The sequence below is a fragment of the Anaerotignum neopropionicum genome, from assembly GCF_001571775.1.
Taxonomy (GTDB): domain Bacteria; phylum Bacillota; class Clostridia; order Lachnospirales; family Anaerotignaceae; genus Chakrabartyella; species Chakrabartyella neopropionicum.
This window is the reverse complement of record NZ_LRVM01000001.1, coordinates 32,534-50,517: the sequence shown is the minus strand read 5'-3', so window position 1 is coordinate 50,517 and position 17,984 is coordinate 32,534. Positions and strand designations below refer to the sequence as shown.

17 protein-coding genes and 1 riboswitch are annotated in these 17,984 nt (G+C 42.5%); of the genes, 11 read left to right on the top strand and 6 right to left on the bottom strand.

The window, feature by feature from the left end:
• Positions 1-128: 128 nt before the first annotated feature.
• Positions 129-1,046: a DMT family transporter gene (locus tag CLNEO_RS00265; protein WP_066083327.1), complete on the bottom strand. Its 918-nt coding sequence runs from the start codon at positions 1,044-1,046 to the stop codon at positions 129-131.
• Between the two features lie 345 nt (positions 1,047-1,391).
• Between CLNEO_RS00265 and CLNEO_RS00260 the strand changes: the two genes are divergently transcribed.
• Positions 1,392-2,561 (top strand): iron-containing alcohol dehydrogenase, encoded by a 1,170-nt coding sequence (locus tag CLNEO_RS00260; RefSeq protein ID WP_066083325.1) that lies wholly within the window; start codon positions 1,392-1,394, stop codon positions 2,559-2,561.
• A gap of 183 nt (positions 2,562-2,744) precedes the next feature.
• On the opposite strand, the gene CLNEO_RS15620 is transcribed toward CLNEO_RS00260, so the two are convergent.
• The 4 genes from CLNEO_RS15620 to serC all read right to left on the bottom strand — a co-directional run bounded on the left by CLNEO_RS15620 (position 2,745) and on the right by serC (position 6,800).
• On the bottom strand, positions 2,745-2,918 hold the full coding sequence (locus CLNEO_RS15620) for a hypothetical protein (RefSeq protein ID WP_157723441.1): 174 nt from the start codon (positions 2,916-2,918) through the stop codon (positions 2,745-2,747).
• A 352-nt stretch (positions 2,919-3,270) separates the two neighbouring features.
• On the bottom strand, positions 3,271-4,521 hold the full coding sequence (locus tag CLNEO_RS00255; RefSeq protein ID WP_066083324.1) for a DUF1015 domain-containing protein: 1,251 nt from the start codon (positions 4,519-4,521) through the stop codon (positions 3,271-3,273).
• 13 nt (positions 4,522-4,534) lie between these two features.
• Positions 4,535-5,704 (bottom strand): 3-phosphoglycerate dehydrogenase family protein, encoded by a 1,170-nt coding sequence (locus CLNEO_RS00250; RefSeq protein ID WP_066083322.1) that lies wholly within the window; start codon positions 5,702-5,704, stop codon positions 4,535-4,537.
• Between the two features lie 10 nt (positions 5,705-5,714).
• Positions 5,715-6,800: a 3-phosphoserine/phosphohydroxythreonine transaminase gene (gene serC / locus CLNEO_RS00245; RefSeq protein WP_066083320.1), complete on the bottom strand. Its 1,086-nt coding sequence runs from the start codon at positions 6,798-6,800 to the stop codon at positions 5,715-5,717.
• A gap of 351 nt (positions 6,801-7,151) precedes the next feature.
• Here serC and cwlD point away from each other — a divergent pair, with 351 nt between their 5' ends.
• The 10 genes from cwlD (at position 7,152) to CLNEO_RS00190 (ending at position 16,935) form a co-directional block, all read left to right on the top strand.
• Positions 7,152-7,850, top strand: coding sequence for an N-acetylmuramoyl-L-alanine amidase CwlD (gene cwlD / locus CLNEO_RS00235; protein ID WP_066083316.1), 699 nt, complete (start codon positions 7,152-7,154; stop codon positions 7,848-7,850).
• 87 nt (positions 7,851-7,937) lie between these two features.
• Positions 7,938-9,320 carry a DEAD/DEAH box helicase gene (locus CLNEO_RS00230; RefSeq protein ID WP_066083314.1) on the top strand — a complete coding sequence of 461 codons (1,383 nt, stop codon included), beginning with the start codon at positions 7,938-7,940 and terminating at the stop codon, positions 9,318-9,320.
• A gap of 66 nt (positions 9,321-9,386) precedes the next feature.
• The gene (locus tag CLNEO_RS00225) at positions 9,387-9,698 is read left to right on the top strand and encodes a DUF1292 domain-containing protein (RefSeq protein WP_066083312.1); all 312 of its coding nucleotides are present in this window, start codon (positions 9,387-9,389) and stop codon (positions 9,696-9,698) included.
• A 295-nt stretch (positions 9,699-9,993) separates the two neighbouring features.
• Positions 9,994-11,187, top strand: a complete 1,194-nt coding sequence (locus CLNEO_RS00220) for a phosphatidylinositol-specific phospholipase C/glycerophosphodiester phosphodiesterase family protein (protein ID WP_066083310.1) — start codon at positions 9,994-9,996, stop codon at positions 11,185-11,187.
• Between the two features lie 50 nt (positions 11,188-11,237).
• Positions 11,238-11,344, top strand: a riboswitch (TPP riboswitch).
• A 118-nt stretch (positions 11,345-11,462) separates the two neighbouring features.
• Complete coding sequence (thiD, locus tag CLNEO_RS00215; RefSeq protein WP_066083308.1) at positions 11,463-12,278, top strand: bifunctional hydroxymethylpyrimidine kinase/phosphomethylpyrimidine kinase; 816 nt, start codon at positions 11,463-11,465, stop codon at positions 12,276-12,278.
• On the top strand, positions 12,275-12,400 hold the full coding sequence (locus CLNEO_RS16375) for a hypothetical protein (protein ID WP_278276607.1): 126 nt from the start codon (positions 12,275-12,277) through the stop codon (positions 12,398-12,400). The genes thiD and CLNEO_RS16375 overlap by 4 nt, the downstream gene beginning before the upstream one ends.
• A gap of 352 nt (positions 12,401-12,752) precedes the next feature.
• On the top strand, positions 12,753-13,736 hold the full coding sequence (locus CLNEO_RS00210) for an LCP family protein (RefSeq protein WP_066083307.1): 984 nt from the start codon (positions 12,753-12,755) through the stop codon (positions 13,734-13,736).
• 606 nt (positions 13,737-14,342) lie between these two features.
• Positions 14,343-15,362: an ATP-binding cassette domain-containing protein gene (locus CLNEO_RS00200; protein WP_066084504.1), complete on the top strand. Its 1,020-nt coding sequence runs from the start codon at positions 14,343-14,345 to the stop codon at positions 15,360-15,362.
• 7 nt (positions 15,363-15,369) lie between these two features.
• On the top strand, positions 15,370-16,014 hold the full coding sequence (locus CLNEO_RS00195) for a methionine ABC transporter permease (protein ID WP_066084501.1): 645 nt from the start codon (positions 15,370-15,372) through the stop codon (positions 16,012-16,014).
• Between the two features lie 63 nt (positions 16,015-16,077).
• Positions 16,078-16,935 (top strand): MetQ/NlpA family ABC transporter substrate-binding protein, encoded by an 858-nt coding sequence (locus tag CLNEO_RS00190; RefSeq protein WP_066083303.1) that lies wholly within the window; start codon positions 16,078-16,080, stop codon positions 16,933-16,935.
• A 281-nt stretch (positions 16,936-17,216) separates the two neighbouring features.
• Here CLNEO_RS00190 and CLNEO_RS00185 read toward each other — a convergent pair whose 3' ends face one another.
• A complete protein-coding gene (locus CLNEO_RS00185) occupies positions 17,217-17,843 on the bottom strand; it encodes a VanW family protein (RefSeq protein WP_242864134.1) in 627 nt (208 codons plus the stop codon).
• Positions 17,844-17,984: the final 141 nt, after the last annotated feature.

Genomic DNA, 17,984 nt, shown 5'->3' with positions numbered 1-17,984 from the left:
AAGGCATACGAAAAAGCCCCATTGCTTGGCACAAGATTTTTCTTGTAAGGCCTTGCAATGGGGCTTATATTTTTTTAAATAATGCAAAATGTTTTTAGAAAATGATTGTATTGGAGCCCTTTGCTTTGTTACAGGTCCTCTGCTTCCCCATTTTCAAGCTGGATAGCTTCGGTACAAATAGAAGGCTTTTTCCATTTTAATTCCGAAATGATTACCGCAGAAAATACAATCAAACCGCCAATTAAAAGCCTTGGTGTGAAAGGATCACCATAAAGAAATACGCCGAAAATAAAGGCAAAAAGACTCTCCATGGAAAGGAAAATTGCGGCGTGGGCATCGGATGTATATTTTTGCGCCACGTTTTGCAGGGTAAAGGCAACGGCGGTGCTGACAATTGCCAAATATGCCAAGGCCATTACTCCTGGCTTAGGAAATGAAGCGGGAACGTCCTCGAAGAGCAATGCTACGAACAGGGAAAAGACGCCTGTGCCAAGGTATGAAAAAAAGGACATCCCAATGGGATTGCATTTTCCTGCGAAAATTCCTGTCAGCACGACAAAGATTGCATATGCAACGGCGAAGCCCAAGGAAAGACTATCCCCTAGATGTATGGTCAAGGAATCATTTAGCGTAATCAGTCCAATTCCGATGAGAACCAGTATTCCTGCAAAAAAAGCGGATATTTTTGGACGTTTTTTCAAGATGAACCAAGAAAAAAACGGCACCATGGCGGCATATCCGGCGACTAAAAATGCCTGTTTTGAAGGCGTTGTATATTTTAAGCCGTTGATTTGTAAGGGCATAGAAAAGGCAAAAAAAATACCCAGGGTAAGGCCGTATTTAATTTCCGTCTTCCCACAACGCTTTATAATTCTGCCGAAAAACAAAAACGTGACGAGGGCTGCGGATAAAAATCGTATGGTTAAAATAGAAAAGGTACTAAAATGCTGCACTGCCACATCTCCGGCAATAAACCCTCCGCCCCAACAGATTGCTGCAAGAAGCAGAGCAAAATCAGCCAAAAGAGCTCTCTTTTTCTCGCTCATTTTTTCTCATCTCCCCTTGTTTTTTATAAACCATCCTCACTATAACATTAGGGTTTTAAAATAGCAATCATTATTGTATGAAGACAATAAATTTCGGAGAGATTATATTTTCGGGAGAGGGTTTCGGGGGTTACTTTATTCTTGTGGGAAGAATGGTTGTAGCCGTAGTGTTTTTATTATGGTATAATAAGGAAGGAAAACGGCTTAAAGTCAATTGTATTTTTGGGGACGCATAGTGTTCGCAGATTTTAAATCTGGCTATGTTTTTGGCGGGGGGCGTTTACCGAGGTTATATTTTGTGAAGGCAGTGGTGTATTATTTATGATAAGAGAAGGAGGCTTTTACATGAAATTTCAATACTTTATACCAACAAAGGTTCTTTTTGGCTGTGGGCAGTTAGAGATGCTCCACAAGCAGAAGCTGCCGGGAAAAAAGGCACTCATTGTAATTTCCGATGGTACATCGGTAAAAAAGCATGGCTATTTGGCAAGGCTTCAGGAGCAATTGGAGAAGGCCAGCGTTGCCTATGCTGTTTTTGATAAAATTCCGCCGAACCCTACCGAGGTTCGTGTGATGGAAGGAGCAGAATTCGTCAAAAAAGAGGCTTGTGATTTTGTCATTGGTTTGGGCGGCGGCTCCATCATTGATGCTGCAAAGGCCATTGCGGTTATGGCCACCAATGAGGGGAATATATGGGACTATATTTTTGGCGGAACAGGCGGCAGCAAGGTGCCTAAGGTAGCGCCATTGCCCATTGTTGCCATTACAACCACCGCAGGCACAGGCACGGAAGCTGACCCTTGGGCGGTTGTTACCCACCAGGATAGAAACGAAAAAATTGGGTTTGGATATGACTTAACCTACCCTGTGCTTTCCATTGTTGACCCTGAACTGATGCTGACGGTTCCTGAAAAATTAACGGCATATCAAGGCTTTGATGCATTGTTCCATAGCACCGAGGGGTATTTGAATGTCATTAGCAGCCCGATTAATGATATGTTTACCCTAAAGGCCATTGAACTGATTGGAAAATATTTGCCTATCGCTGTAAAAGATGGTAAAAATGTTGAGGCGCGAGAGAATGTTGCCTTGGCAAATACCCTTTCGGGAATGTCTGAGGGAATTAGCGGCTGTATTTCAGAACATGCCATGGAGCATCCTCTTACAGGGCATAATCCAAAGCTTGAGCATGGAGCGGGGCTGATTATGATTTGTGAGGCATATTATGCATATTGGGCAAAGACAGGCATTGTGGATCAGCGAATGATTGATATGGCAAAAGCGCTGGGTAAGCAGGATGCAACGAAGGCGGAGGATTTTGTTACGGCACTGCATGCGTTAATTGTTGCCTGCGGCGTGGATGATTTAAAAATGTCCGACTATGGAATCAAGAAGGACGACCTTAGGATGTATACTCAGGCGGCATATGAAACCATGGGGCGGTTGTTTGAAAGAGATCCGGGGGAATTGGTTTTTGATGATTGTTTAAAGATTTATGAAAATTCTTATAAATAACAAGGGATTTGTTATTTGAATAGGATAAGTCTTTTTTAAAGAGCTTAAGGGCGGCTGTTTCAGCCGTCCTTATTTTTGCAAATTTTTGCAGGGAATATGAAAAAAGCCCGATTGCAGTATTGCAATACAGGCTTCGGGATTATGAAAATAGGGTGAAGAATTGCTTTTGAAAAAGCCTTGGTATTATCTTTCGATGATGTCATCCATCATATCATCAATGACTTCTTCTGCTTTTACAGCCATTTTTTTGCCTTTTTTCATCATTTTGCGGTAGGTTTTTTGATCCTGCATCAAATAAGAAATACCAACAACCGTTGCCGCACCGCCAATTAAAAGACCAGTAGTAAATTTATGCATTGTAATCCCTCCTTTTGGCTTAGTATGCGGAAATGGGGAATTTTTATTCTTTGAAATAGTCACAAATTAATGAATTTTAATTAAAAAAATCCCCGCATAGTATGCGAGGGTAGAACGTAGACAAAGTCAAAACCTTGAGGGCTTTGCCCTCAAACACCCACAAGGGCTTCTACTCAGCATTTTGCTCCGCAAAGCTGTCCTTCGGACAGGTGGCACTTCTTTGCCGCTGCATCTTTGACCCATCTAAACCCGCATAATATGCGGGTTTAATAAAAGTTTTTGGTCTTGCTTTTTTCAAAAAGTAAGTGGGTTTGTCTATGCTTTATCCTCGCAGATTATCAGGGGGAAAACATTATTCGCCTAAATCGTGAAGGAAAAGACCGCTTCTTAATTTTGGTTCAAACCATGTGGATTTTGGCGGCATAATTAAGCCGGCATCGGCCACGTTCATTAATTCCTCCATGGAAGTGGGGAAAAGGGAAAATGCAAGCATCATTTCGCCGCTGTCAACCCGCTTTTCCAGCTCAGCCAATCCACGGATTCCGCCAACAAAATCAATTCTTTTGTCTGTACGAGGATCGCCAATGGCAAGAAGCGGTTCCAAAACCTCTTTTTGCAGGATAGAAACGTCCAGACCCAAAACGGGGTCGGCGGAGAGGAACGCATCCTTTGTACGAAGACAGTACCAGTTGCCATTTAAATACATACCAAACTGATGGGGCTTTTCGGGATGAAACTGGCCTTCACCAACATAAGAGGTAACTTCAAATTTTGTGGATAAAAGGGATAAAAACTCTTCTGCGGTGTGCCCGTTCAAGTCCTTTACCACGCGGTTATAGTCCATAATTTTCAGCTCATCTGCTGCAAAAAGTACGGAAAGATAGTAGTTATATTCTTCTTCCCCTGTATATAATTCATTACGCTCTCTTCTTTTCAGGCCAACCTTAACCGCCGAAGCGTTTCTGTGATGACCATCAGCAATGTAGAGATTTTCAACATTGCGGAAGGAATCCACCAAAATGCCGATTTCCGTATCGCTGTCCATGACCCAAACGGTATGGCCGATGCCGTCCTCCGATACAAAATCATAGATGGGGTTGTTGGAGGTTTTCCAGCCTTCAATGATCATCTTAGCCATTTCATTGCTTTTATAGGCCAGAAAAATCGGCCCTGTATTTGCGTTTAAGGTATCTACATGCCGGATTCTGTCGGCTTCTTTATCTGCACGGGTAAGCTCGTGCTTTTTAATTGTGCCATCCAGGTATTCATCAATGGAGGTGCAGGCAACCAGCCCTGTTTGACTTTTTCCATTCATGGTTAGGCGGTAAATATATAAATTGGGGAGCAAATCTTGCATAAAAACACCTTTTGCAATCATGTCCTCTAAATTCTCTTTTGCCTTTGCATAAACGGCATCGCTATAAACATCAATACCTTCGGGTAAATCAACCTCCGCCTTATCAATATGCAAAAAAGAATAAGGCTTTCCTTTTACCATTTCTCTTGCTTCTTCACTATTCATTACGTCGTAGGGCAGAGCGGCCACAGCCTCGGCAAATTCCGCCTCTGGACGAATGCCCATAAAGGGTCTAATGGTAGCCATAAATTTTTCCTCCTTATTTCAATAAGCGTACTTTGATAACGTTGCTGATTGCATACAAATCCCGAATGAAGTCGTCTTCATTTTCCGGCAAGCTATCGCAAACGATAATATTGTATGCCAGCTCGCCCTTTGAATTATTCACCAGCTTGTCAATGTTAATACTGTATTTTGTGAAAACAGCGGCTAACTGCCCAATCATATTTACCTTGTTTCTGTGAGAAACGGCAATACGAGGCTTTCCGTTATAGGGAATGGTACAGTTAGGAAAGTTTACCGAATTTTTGACATTTCCAAAATATAAATAATCTCTTAGGGCTTCCGCAGCCATAATGGCGCAGTTTTCCTCGGATTCGGGGGTGGAGGCTCCCAAGTGGGGCGTTACAATAATATTTTCATGACCAAGAATTTCCTTTTCGGGGAAGTCTGTCACATAACGGGCAATGGTTCCCTTTTCCAAAGCCGCCAGCAAGGCCGTGGTATCAACCAGACCGCCTCTTGCAAAGTTTAAGAGACGCGCACCCGGCTTGGTTTTGGTAAATAAATCATCGTTATATGTATGTCTTGTTTTATCACTCAAAGGAATATGCAGAGTAATATAATCGCTTTTAGCCACTACATCCTCCATAGAATCGGCTTTTTCCACAGAGGGAGAAAGATGCCAAGCGGATTCCAGGGACAAAAAGGGGTCATAGCCAACCACATCCATGCCTAAGTCCAAAGCGGCATTGGCAACCAAAACGCCGATGGCGCCTAAACCGATAACACCCAAGGTTTTTCCTAAAATTTCGGGACCAACAAAGTTTTTCTTTCCTGCCTCAATTTCCTTGTCTAAGGTTTCGCTCGCTGCAATGGATTGTACCCATTTGGAGCCGGCAACAATACGTCGGGAGGAAATAAACAGGCTAGCCAGAACCAATTCCTTTACGGCATTGGCGTTACCGCCGGGGGCGTTAAACACAGGGATGCCCATGTGGGAACATTTCTCAATAGGCACGTTGTTTGTTCCGGCACCTGCACGGGCAACTGCCAGAAGATTGTCGTTTAATTCCAGGTTATGCATATCAAAGCTTCTTAAAATTATACCGTCAGGTGTAGCTGTGGTATCATCTATTGTAAAATGTTTTTTGGGAAGTTTTGCCAAGCCTACCGACGCAATATTGTTTAATGTACGAATTGTAAACATAATAATCTCCTTACTTATTTTCCATTTCAAATTTTTTCATAAAAGCAACCAACTGCTCTACGCCTTCCACGGGCATAGCGTTATACATACTTGCACGCATACCGCCTATGGTGCGGTGTCCTTTCAGATTTACAAAGCCAAGGGCTTCTGCTTCCTTAATAAATTTTGCATTTAATTCATCCGTAGGCAGAACAAAGGGTGCGTTCATCAAGGAACGATCCTTTGGGACAACGGTGCCTCTGAACAAAGAGGATGCATCTAAGAAATCATAAAGCAAGGAAGCCTTATGCTCATTTATTTTTTGCAAAGCTGCAACACCGCCTTGACGCTTTACCCAATCAAAAACAAGGCCCATAAAATAGATGCCATAGGTGGGCGGGGTGTTGTATAAAGAATCATTTTCTGCATGGATATCATAACGCAGCATGGTCGGTGTAAAATCCATTGCGTTGCCCAAAAGGTCTTCTCTTATGATTACAACGGTTACACCGGCTGGGCCAAGGTTTTTCTGGGCACCTGCATAGAGCAAGCCGAACTTTGTAATATCAATCTCCTCAGAAAGAATGGAGGAGGACATATCGCCAACCAAGGGCACGTTTCCTGTATCAGGCAGGTTCGTCCAATGGGTGCCGTAAACGGTATTATTTAAAGTTATGTAAAAATAATCGGCTTCAGGGTCCATTTTAGAGGAATCCAATTCAGGGATGCGGTTGAAGGTGGTATCGGCAGAGGTTGCCACTATATTTACCTGGCCGTATTTTTTAGCTTCTTCCGCTGCTTTTTTTGCCCATTGTCCGGTAATTACATAATCAGCCTTATTATTTTTATTCATCAGGTTTAAAGGTACCATGGCAAACTGGGTGGAACCGCCGCCTTGAAGAAACATAATTTTGTAGTTATCGGGGATATGCATGAGTTCTTTTAAATCAGCCTTTGCTTTTGCCAAGATGGATTCAAACATTTTAGATCGATGGCTCATCTCCATTACTGACATACCACAGGAAGGGTAACAAACAAGCTCGCGCTGTGCTTGTTCCAATACTTCTACGGGTAGCATGGATGGTCCTGCTGAAAAATTAAATACTCTTTTTTCCATAAAATAAGCCTCCTAAAATGATTTGATGTGAATAATTGACATCTGTCTTTCGACTGTGGTCAAATGTACGAATTAAGTCTTAGAAGAATTATAACACCTTAATGGAAACCGTCAACAAAAATGAGGAATTTTCTTGTGCGGGAAATTTTTTTTGGAGAAACGAGCAAAATAATAGCTAGGTTTTGTGAAAACTTTAGCAAATTGTACAGCGATTTTCTCGGAATAAAGTTGCATAGGCGTAAGCCTATTTTATGGAACAGCGAATTTTTTTTTAATTTTAAAATTTATTCAAGAATGGCAGAAAGTTTTTGCTTATTTTTTCATAAGGTTATTTAGGAAGGAGGCGGACAAATGAAAGTAAAAATTTCTGTCAAAGAATGTTATGGTTTTTTTTGTTTCTGTGCAATGATCGTGCTATGCTTTTGCATAACGGTAAGAGAAAACGGAAAAAGTGCTCGTGTAATGCTTCCGGTGGATCAAAAGGTGATCATTTTGGATGCAGGCCACGGCGGTTGGGATCCGGGCAAGACGGGGACGACGGGAGAGGATGAAAAGAATATCAATTTAGCGGTTATGGAAAAGTTACGGCAATATTTGGAGCAAGGCGGCGCAACAGTGTTCATTACCCGTGCCACCGATGAGGCACTGGGCAGCAAGAAAGGGTCGGATATGGCGGAACGTAAGAAAATTGCCAATGAGAGCGACGGAGATATTTTGGTAAGCATCCATCAAAATGCGTTCCCATCCACAGGCGTAAAGGGCGCCCAGGTTTTTTACCATAAAACCAGCGAACAGGGCAAAAGACTTGCCGAAATCGTTCAAGAAAAGCTGAAAGTCAACGTAGACGATGCAAACAAGCGTCAGGCAAAGCAAAACAGCGATTATTACATATTGCGCACCACTGAAATCCCTGCAATTATTGTTGAATGTGGTTTTCTTTCCAACCCAACGGAGGAGGCACTGTTAAACGATGAAGATTATCAAACGAAGCTTGCGTGGGCAATTTATTTGGGGATTGTTGATTATTTTTCAGAACAAGAAAGCGTTTGAGGATTTTGTTTACAGGCTCATAAAAACAGGCTATAATTGGAATAATAAACAAAAAGGCTTATCCTTAAAATAAGGAAGGAATAGAATATGGAAAACGAATTTGTAAAATTAGGGCTATCGAAGGCTTTGACGGAGGCACTGGAAAAGCAGGACATTTTAACGCCCACAGAGATACAAAAGCATATGATACCGCTTATTTTATCGGGCAAGGATGTCATTGGGCGTTCCGAAACTGGTTCGGGTAAAACATTGGCGTATCTATTGCCTATTTTTGAACGCTTGGATTTGAATATCAAGGGAGCACAGGCAATTATTCTCACACCAACCCATGAATTGGCGGCCCAGGTGTTTCACCAGGCTGAGGTTTTGGAGGAAAACAGCGGTCTAGACATTGGCTGTATGCTGATGATTGGCTCTGCAGGGGTGAACCGTCAAATTGAAAGGCTGCGGGAAAAGCCCCGCATTCTCATTGGCTCCACAGGAAGAATTTTAGATCTTATAAAGCGTAAAAAAGTTCCTGCCCATTTGGTGAAAACAATTGTTTTAGACGAGGGCGACCGTCTTATGGAGGATGGCAACCTGGAGGATGTGACGGGTGTTATAAAGGCCACATTAAAAGATCGTCAGCTTGTGCTGCTTTCCGCCTCTGTTGATGAAGAAACCAGACTGCGGGGGAAACGCCTTATGAAGGAGGATATGCTCTTTATTGAGGCCAAAACAGGCAGCTTGGTGCCTGAGGGGATTTCACATTATTACATTTTGACAACACAGCGGGAAAAATTTGTGGAGCTTCGAAAAATTTTGGCTGGAGAAAAGCCCGAAAGAGCCATGGTTTTTTTGAACAACCCGGAAAACATTGAGGTGGCGGTGGATAAGCTTTGCTACCATGGGATTAAGGCGGCAGGAATTTATGGGAAAGCAGGGAAGCTGGATCGGAAAAATGCCATGGAGGATTTCCGTCAAGGCAGAGTCAATGTGTTGGTGGCATCGGATATTGGGGCGAGAGGCCTTGATATTGAAGGCATAACCCATATTATTAATATGGATGTTCCGGAGGAACCCAGCCATTATCTGCACAGAGCAGGACGCTGCGGCAGAAAGGGCGAGAAGGGCACGGCCATTACCTTGGTTACACCCTATGAAAGACGGTGGGTGCATAAGTATGAAAAGGTGTGGGGCTTAAGGTTTGTGCAAAAGGAAATGACTTACGGGAAATTGGTGGATAGCGTGAAAACCAAAAAGGATTTGGAGAGACCCAAAAAGAATGATGCGCCTAAAATGAAGAGCGTAGAAGAAAAACCCATTTCTCATGAAGAAAAGTCAAAAAAGAAACCGCCCATTTTGCAAAAAGCAATTGCACCTCAAAAGGATAAAAGCGGCGGGGAAAAGCAAGAATTAGGCTTTTTTGCAGCGAAAGCAAAAAAGTTGGCAGAAAAAGAGAAAAATAAATTACAAAACCAAAAAAAATAATTGTCCAAATACAAAGAATAGGGTATGATAGATAGGAAATTAGATTTCCTAAAGGAGGTACTGTATATGAGCGAAAAATGCGGATGTGGCTGTGGATGCGACAACGACAATGAACAGGAAGAAATGGGATTAGAAACGATGTTTCTAACACTGGATGATGATACAGAATTAGAATGCGGCGTTCTTGGCGTATTTGAAGTGGAAGGTATTGCGGGTAAGGAATTTATCGCATTAATGCCTTTGGAAGATGAAACTGTATTACTCTATGAATACAAAGAAATTGAAGATGAAATTGAGTTGAATGTCATTGAAGAGGACGAATTGTTTGACAAAGTATCCGCTGCATTCAATGAATTATTTGATGACGAAGAAGAATAAAAATGTAAAACGGGGAGAATATCCTTGTTTAAGGGTGCCGATTATATCGGCACCCTTTGAAAAAAGCAAAAGTTTTCAAGTTTTTCTAATGAAAGAAGGAAAACAAATGCGCATTGGCAGGGGGATGGGTATTCCCTGTTTTTCTTGAAGAAACGAGGCTTCTGGGCTGTGTAAAAATGACTTGTCAACGTGCTGAAACGGGGAGAATATCCCTGTTTTCTTTTTAATGGACTGCAAGGTGTGATCGGTACAGGGATAAAGTTTTTAGCAATTTTTTTTGCTGGGAGGAAATAAAATGTTTAGAAAAAAAATAACGGTAGTTATGCTGGCGTCAATGCTTGTTACTGCATTACCCCTTACGGTGTTTGCCGGGTGGCAGGAGGGAAACCCATTGGTTGCCCATGCTTTGGGAGAAGCTGACGGAAAAATTGAGACCAATTCCAGGGAGGCCTTTGTGCAGTCTTGGGGGAATGGATTTCGTGCGCTGGAGGTGGATTTTACTTATACTTCCGACGGCGTTTTGGTTGCACGCCATGATTTTGAAGCAAGCGGTACCTATTACCGCTTGGAGCAGAGAGTGAATGATCCCTTGGTGATGAATCAAAATACATATAAAAACAGCCCGATTATTTATGAACAAACGCCACTGACAGCCATTGATATTTTGGGGTTAATGGCGGAATATACGGATGTGTATTTGATTACCGATACAAAGGATACGGACAAGGCAACGGTGCAAAGGCAATTTAATGATTTAAAGAAATTTGCTGAGGCCATGGGCCAACCGGAGCTGTTGGAGCGGATCATTCCCCAGATTTACAGTGAGGAAATGTATGGTTGGGTGAAAGAAATTTATTCTTTTCCCGAGTGGATTTATACGTTGTATTTGAACTATTATCCCAATTATCCTGAAATTGCTGATTTTTGCCAGGAAAAAGGCATCACCACGGTTACCATTGAATATTCCCGTGTGACAAAGGAAGTGCTTGATACCCTTCACGCAAAGGGAATCAAAGTTTATGCCCATACGATTAATCGCTATAAGCAATTTGAAGAATTACTGGCTTTAGGGGTGGACGGAATTTATACTGACCGTATCAAGCCCTATGAATTAAGCTGGGTGGGTCTTTCCGACAGCCGCAGGGTGGTGCAAAAAGATGTGAGCCTTGGAGAAAAGGAATATACGCTAGATACCCTAAAGATTTTAGGGGAGGAATATGTGCCCTTGCGTCAGTTGGCGAACCTTGGGAATAAATTTGCTGCCCAATTTGACAAGCAAAACAAGACGCTGAATTTAGTACCCAAAAAGCTGTTTACCGGCTTGGGCAATGAGCTATTGGTGGATGATAGCGGAAGGTTAATCATGAAAAAAGCGGATTTTTGTTTATTTTATGATGGAAAAGAAACAAAAATTTACCCAATACTGGTAGATGGAGAGGTTTATGTGCCTTTGAACAGGATGGCTGCACTGATGGGGCTGAATGTATAATTTCCTTGACATGGTTTAGGAATCGTGCTATTTTGTAAATAAATCGAATGAAAATTTGCTGGGGGTGTCGTATTCGGCTGAGAAACAGGCAGAAAGCTTGTTACCCTTTCTACCTGATCTGGGTTATACCAGCGTAGGGAAGCGTATTACTTCAAACTCAGGCACAGCAAACGAGAAATCGTAGCTGTGCTTTTTTATGTAAAATCCCTTTTCTTTTGTGGTGTTCTTGTTAAAAACGTAACAAATATATCTTAATTATATGGGAGGCTGATGAAATGAAACATGTTTTAACGATAGCTGGCTCTGATACCTGCGGCGGCGCAGGCATACAGGCGGATTTAAAAACCTTTTCCGCCCACGGCACCTACGGCATGAGTGTCATTACGGCGGTAACGGTGCAAAATACCCAAGGTGTTTTTGGATGTCAAGACATATCCCCTGAAATTATTCGGGGACAGATTGATGCAATTTATTCAGACATCAAAGTAAGCGGTGTGAAAATCGGAATGGTTTCTCAAATTGAAACAATTCATGCCATTGCCGATAAATTGGAGGAGCACCATGCAACAAATATTGTAGTTGATCCCGTTATGATTTCCAAAAGCGGCTTTGATTTGATGCAGCCCGATGCAAAGGACACGTTGATTCGGCGGCTGATTCCCCTTGCTTATGTGGTAACGCCCAACCTTCCCGAGGCGGAGGTCATTACGGGAATGAAAATCAATGATTTGTCTTCCATGGAGGAGGCGGCCAGAAAAATTTTCGCAATGGGTGCTAAAAATGTATTGATTAAAGGTGGTCATCTGGAGGACGATGCCACAGATTTATTGTTTGACGGGGAAAAAATTATTACACTGCATTCTGACCGGATTGCAACAAAAAATACCCATGGTACGGGTTGTACGCTATCCTCTGCCATTGCGGCAAATTTAGCGAAGGGGAAAAGTGTTGAGGAGGCGGTGTGTATTGCCAAGGCTTATATTACTGTGGCCATTGAGCATAGTCTGTCAATCGGTAAGGGCGTTGGGCCTACAAATCATTTCTACGAGCTATATAACAAGGCTGGAATTTGGGAAGAAATTAAAGATTGAAAATTTTAGTAAAAGACGAAAAGCGGCGAGCAAGCATTACAAGGTCAGAACGTAGACAAACCTTGGGCGTTGCCCTCTCACTGCCCAAGATAGGGCAGACGGCGAAGCTGGCTTTTGCGTAGCAAAAGTGATGAAAACCCACTTGCTTTTTGAAAAAAGCAAGACCAAAAACTTTTATGACACCCGCATTTTATTCGGGTGCAGGTGGGTCAAGGTGCAATGGCAAAGAAGTGCCATTTGTCCATAGGACAGCTTTGCGCAGCAAAGTGCTGAGGTGAAACCCTTGTGGGGGTTTGAGGGCAAGACCCTCAAGATTTTGACTTTGTCTTTCGTCTGGAATAAACAATTTTTGTATATAAAGTTTGCTTTTTCATTAATTCTTGTCTTAAAGGAAATTTCATTGTATTTTTGGGGATAGCGTAATATAATAAAAAGCGACTCTGACGAATTTTGTTGAAAGGACGATATTCCTTTATGGATAAGAAACTTTGGAAATTGTATTTTAAAACATTATTGTTTACTTTAGTTGGATTATGTGGTGTTCTTTTAGTATTGTACGGAATTTTTATGTATATGATTGAGGGGGTAAACCGTCAAACGATAGATGAGAATTCTCTGTCCGTAAATGAGGAGCTAAGCATGTATGCAAACCAAGGAATTACAAATATTGCGCTATTTGGCATTGATACAGAGGATGGGGAAAACAAAGGGCGCTCCGATGCCATTATGATTGCCTCGGTCAATGGAAAAACAGGGAAAATAAAGCTGATCTCCATTGCCAGAGATACCTATGTGGATGTTCCTGAGCGTGGAAAGACGAAAATAAACCATGCCTATGCCTATGGTGGTGCGGCCCTCGCAATTCAAACCATCAATGAGAATTTTGATCTGAATATTAAGGACTATGTTACGGTAAACTTTGATTCCTTAGCGGATGTGATTGAGGAATTAGGGGGGATTGACCTAGAGGTTACCGCGGCGGAGCGGCAGCAAATTAACAACTACCTCCTAAAAGGAGAAAAACTGCAGGAAACCGGTATGGTGCATTTAACGGGACCCCAGGCGGTGAGCTATTCTCGTATCAGAAAAATTGACAGTGATGTTATGCGAGGAGAGCGACAACGGAAGGTTTTGGAATGCTTATTTCAAAAGGCTTTGGACATCAATCCGCTATTGTATCCTTCTTATGTGAAAAAATTTGCGCCCATGGTTGAAACCTCTTTGAGCAACGAAGAAATTTTGAAGCTTGCTTCGGTGGGATTAAAAAGTGGGCTGACATTGGAGCAAGCAGGCCTGCCCAACGATAATATTGATTCCTATGGTCAAACCATCAGTGGTGTTTGGTATTATGTGTACGATATTGACCAAGCTGCGGATATGGTGGAAAGCTTTATTTACCATGACATTCCCTTTGATCAGTATGGAAAAGAGGAAGGCCGGGAGCCGGATACGGAGTGAAATTGTGAATTATTTATGAACATTATGCAGAATATACTTGAAAATAAGTATAAAAAAATGTTTTATAATCATTTAAGCCGTTGTGTTTATTTGAAGTTTTGTATAAACCTACAAAAACAATGGGTATTTTTGTGCAAATTGATGATGGAAATGAGTGTTTCCTTTGAAAATGAAAAAAGATTTCCATTGACAAACAAAAAGAAATTTGTATAATAAGGATAACTTAACTAGATTGAAAAAGGCTGAGAAAAGAAGAGTACATCTTGGATGGTTTTACAGAGAATCTCCCATAAAGCTGAGAGGGAGAAGATTCAAAAAAGGTGGAAGATGGTCTTGGAGCTGCGCACCGAGAGGGTTTACCTTTAGGCTGCGACGGGAGCGCCCGTGATAGCGACGGAGTATCGGCAGAAAAATGTTGCCCGTACTTATTGAGGCTGTAGCTGTGAAGCTATGGTAAATTAGGGTGGTATCACGACGCGTATGCTCTCGTCCCTTTGACAGAAATGTCTTAGGGAGGAGAGTTTTTTTATTGGATAAAACAAAGCCTGCCGGGGGCTGTTTATGGATATTTTCTTAAAGCTTGGGAAAAGAAAAGGTGGTAAGGATATGGAAAAGAAGGAAATTATGATTCACTTGGAGGGCATCTCAAAAAGCTTTCCGCAAAAAAGAGGTTCCTTGGAGGTGCTAAAGGAGATTGATTTGCAAATTGAAAAAGGCGAAGTTTTTGGAATTATCGGAATGAGCGGTGCAGGAAAAAGTACATTGGTGCGCTGTATCAATTTATTGGAACGACCAACAAAGGGTCGAGTGTACTTAGATGGAGCGGAGCTAACCTGTTTGCCGGAAAAGGAATTGCGCCAGCAGCGTCATTCCATGGGGATGATTTTTCAGCAGTTTCACTTGTTAATGCAACGGACGGCGTTAGAAAATGTGTGCTTTCCCTTGGAAATTTCAGGAGTGCCCAAGGAAATGGCAAGGGCGAGAGCCGAGGAATTATTGGATTTGGTTGGCTTAGGGGAAAGGCTAGGCGCGTATCCCTCTCAGCTTTCGGGGGGGCAGAAGCAAAGGGTGGCCATCGCCAGAGCCTTGGCAACAGAGCCCAAGGTACTTTTGTGTGACGAAGCAACCAGTGCCCTTGACCCCAACACAACGGCAGGGGTTTTGCGGTTGTTAAAGGATATTAATGAACGCTTGGGCATTACCATTGTGGTGATTACCCACGAAATGAGTGTAATACAGGAAATTTGCAATCGGGTTGCCATTATTGATGATGGGCAAATTGCAGAAATGGGCGGTGTGGAGGAAATCTTCCGCGCACCCAAAACCCAGCCGGGCAGAGAGCTTGTATATCATGAAGGGGCAAGGCGAGAAGCCCTTGAAGGACCAATGGAAAATTGCTATCGCGTGGTATTTCGAGGCGGTATTTCCGGCGATCCAATTTTAGGCGGCATGATGGTGGAATGTAATGCCGTAGCGAATATACTTTCGGGAAACACCCGTATGTTGGACGGCAGGGTGTATGGGCAAATGATGATTCAATTGCCCGAGGATAAGGAAATGAGAGAAAAGATGCTGGCGTATTTAAGAGAAAGAGAAGTTGAGGTAGAGGAGGTTCACTATGTTTAAAGAGGGAATGATGGCATTAGTTGGTGTTGCATTTTGGGAAAGTATTTATATGACATTGATTTCCACCTTTTTTGCCTATCTTATCGGTCTGCCCTTGGGGTTGATCTTGGTTATGACGGATGGGGAAGGGGTTCGGCCCATGCCAATTGTTCATCAAACCTTAGGGATAATTATTAATATTGTGCGCTCAGTACCGTTCTTGATTTTGTTTGTTACCATCATGCCGTTTACTAAGCTGGCTGTCGGTACCACAATCGGGCCGAAGGCTGCCATTGTTGGGCTTTTGGTTGCAGCGGCACCCTTTATTGCCAGATTGGTGGAATCCTCTTTAAAAGAAGTGGAGAAAGGTGTCATTGAAGCGGCACAGTCTATGGGAGCTTCCCCTCTGCAAATTTTGGTAAAGGTACTGATTCCCGAGGCGAAGCCCTCCCTATTGGTGGGTAGTGCCATCGCAGTGACAACGATTTTAGGCTATTCTGCAATGGCTGGTTTCCTTGGCGGCGGCGGTTTGGGTGCAATCGCAATCAATTATGGCGTTCACCGCGGACAAAGAGATATTATGTATGTCATGGTAGTTTTGCTTGTGATCATTGTACAGGTTTTGCAGGAATTTGGTATGCAAATTGCAAAGAGAACGGATAAACGTTTGTAAACCTAAACATAGGTTTCAATATATTAGCATGAAAAAAAGAGGAAAATGAGGAGGAAATGTATTATGAAGAAATTTTTAGCATTATTATTAACAGGTGCTCTGGCGGTGGGTGTTGCAGGCTGCGGCAGTAAAACAGATGAAGCGGTAGATGCAAATGCAGGCGCAACTGAAAACAAAGAAACACAAGCAGAAGCAGTGACATTGAAAATCGGGGCTTCCCCCACACCACACGCAGAGATATTGAATGCGGCAAAGGAAGAATTGGCAGCAAAGGGGATTAATTTGGAAATCGTTGAATTTACGGATTATGTGCTACCCAACTTATCTTTGGACAGCGGAGATTTGGATGCAAACTATTTCCAGCATGTACCTTATCTTGATTTCTTTAATCAGGAGCACGGCACAACCCTTGTAAGCTTAGGCGCTGTTCACTACGAACCCATGGGTATTTACAGCACAGGTGTGACAGATTTGGCTGATTTGCCTGACGGAGCAAAGGTTGGTATTCCCGCAGACGGCACTAACGGTGGACGCGCATTGTTATTGCTTGAAGCAAACGGTTTGATTAAGCTTGACCGTGCGGCAGGAATTGCTGCAACGAAGTTAGATATTAAGGAAAATCCTAAGAATATTGAAATTATTGAGATGGAAGCAGCGCAGCTGCCTTTGTCCATCGGGGATTTGGCTATTGCGGTAATCAACGGCAACTATGCAATGCAAAACGGCTTGGAAACAGAGGATGCTTTGGCAATTGAGGCGGCTGATTCCTTGGCGGCCACAACCTATGCTAATATTGTTGCGGTAAGAGCGGGAGATGAAACAAGACCTGAATTGGTTACTTTGCTTGAGGTATTAAACAGCCAGACCGTGGCGGAATACATCAACAATACATACGGCGGTGCAGTAAAGCCCACGTTCTAAAAAGAGAAAGACCTTGGGCGCCGCCCCTCACTGCCCAAGATAGGGCAGCCGGCAAAGAAAGAGAAAGACCTTGGGCACCGCCCAAACCTGCTTGCTTTTTGAAAAAAGCAAGACCAAAAACTTTTATACAAAACCGCATAAATATGCGGTTTTATAAGGGTCAAGGGTGAAACCCTTGTGGAGGTTTGGGGGCAAAGTCCCCAAGGTCTTGCTCTTGGCTTTTGTCTGAGACTTTCCGATTTCGAAAGAAACGGAAAGTCTTTTTTGATTGCAGTATGTTTTTACTCACGGATTTCTAAATTTGTGGTATCATAAGTTACTTTTGCATGGTTTTTTTGCAATAGGGATTTTTCTTTACAAATCTGCGTATTAGCGTTAATGGTTTCACGGTAAACATTGCCATTGCGGTACACACCATCCTTTTCTTTGGAAAAGAACTCATCTTCAGTATATATGTGGTATTGATAGGGCTGCTCCCGATTTGACCTCATTTCTCCGCAGAGGTGTTCTTCCGTTTGATAGATGAAAATTTGGTATGTAGAGGTTGTATTATTTTTAAATCGATAGTCAAAATAATTATAAACAATGGAGGTGCCTAGGCCAAAGGGGACTTGGCGATGAAAATCGGGGAATAAATCCAATTGGTCATGGTGATGTCGTTCCATAATCGTCAAGGGTGTGTGCAGAACCATCCAATGAATCAAGTTTGTAAATTGACACATGCCGCCGCCAATATCTTTGGATGCGCCGCCATTTTTAATGGCAAGGCCTGTTTTATATCCTTTTGCACTGGAGGTATTGCCGATTAGTTTCCAGAAAGAAAAGGTTTCCCCGGGACGAATTAATACACCATTCACCAAGGGTACTGCCAGAGAAAGATTGGAAACTTTATTTTCCTGAAGTGCCATATTTACATTGCCCAGTTTTCGACGCATAAAAGAGTTATGGTAAAATATTTTATAGGGCAATGGATTGAGGGACTTTGTTTTTGAAAACTTTTCCTTGCTTATACAATTTCTAAAATGGCGTACCAAAATACACTTTTGTCT

Bases quoted from the DNA above. Each gene is read 5' to 3' on its own strand.
- CLNEO_RS00265 (WP_066083327.1), bottom strand. From the start codon at position 1,046: ATGAGCGAGAAAAAGAGAGCTCTTTTGGCTGATTTTGCTCTGCTTCTT.
- CLNEO_RS00260 (WP_066083325.1), top strand. From the start codon at position 1,392: ATGAAATTTCAATACTTTATACCAACAAAGGTTCTTTTTGGCTGTGGG.
- CLNEO_RS15620 (WP_157723441.1), bottom strand. From the start codon at position 2,918: ATGCATAAATTTACTACTGGTCTTTTAATTGGCGGTGCGGCAACGGTT.
- CLNEO_RS00255 (WP_066083324.1), bottom strand. From the start codon at position 4,521: ATGGCTACCATTAGACCCTTTATGGGCATTCGTCCAGAGGCGGAATTT.
- CLNEO_RS00250 (WP_066083322.1), bottom strand. From the start codon at position 5,704: ATGTTTACAATTCGTACATTAAACAATATTGCGTCGGTAGGCTTGGCA.
- serC (WP_066083320.1), bottom strand. From the start codon at position 6,800: ATGGAAAAAAGAGTATTTAATTTTTCAGCAGGACCATCCATGCTACCC.
- cwlD (WP_066083316.1), top strand. From the start codon at position 7,152: ATGAAAGTAAAAATTTCTGTCAAAGAATGTTATGGTTTTTTTTGTTTC.
- CLNEO_RS00230 (WP_066083314.1), top strand. From the start codon at position 7,938: ATGGAAAACGAATTTGTAAAATTAGGGCTATCGAAGGCTTTGACGGAG.
- CLNEO_RS00225 (WP_066083312.1), top strand. From the start codon at position 9,387: ATGAGCGAAAAATGCGGATGTGGCTGTGGATGCGACAACGACAATGAA.
- CLNEO_RS00220 (WP_066083310.1), top strand. From the start codon at position 9,994: ATGTTTAGAAAAAAAATAACGGTAGTTATGCTGGCGTCAATGCTTGTT.
- thiD (WP_066083308.1), top strand. From the start codon at position 11,463: ATGAAACATGTTTTAACGATAGCTGGCTCTGATACCTGCGGCGGCGCA.
- CLNEO_RS00210 (WP_066083307.1), top strand. From the start codon at position 12,753: ATGGATAAGAAACTTTGGAAATTGTATTTTAAAACATTATTGTTTACT.
- CLNEO_RS00200 (WP_066084504.1), top strand. From the start codon at position 14,343: ATGGAAAAGAAGGAAATTATGATTCACTTGGAGGGCATCTCAAAAAGC.
- CLNEO_RS00195 (WP_066084501.1), top strand. From the start codon at position 15,370: ATGATGGCATTAGTTGGTGTTGCATTTTGGGAAAGTATTTATATGACA.
- CLNEO_RS00190 (WP_066083303.1), top strand. From the start codon at position 16,078: ATGAAGAAATTTTTAGCATTATTATTAACAGGTGCTCTGGCGGTGGGT.
- CLNEO_RS00185 (WP_242864134.1), bottom strand. From the start codon at position 17,843: ATGGCACTTCAGGAAAATAAAGTTTCCAATCTTTCTCTGGCAGTACCC.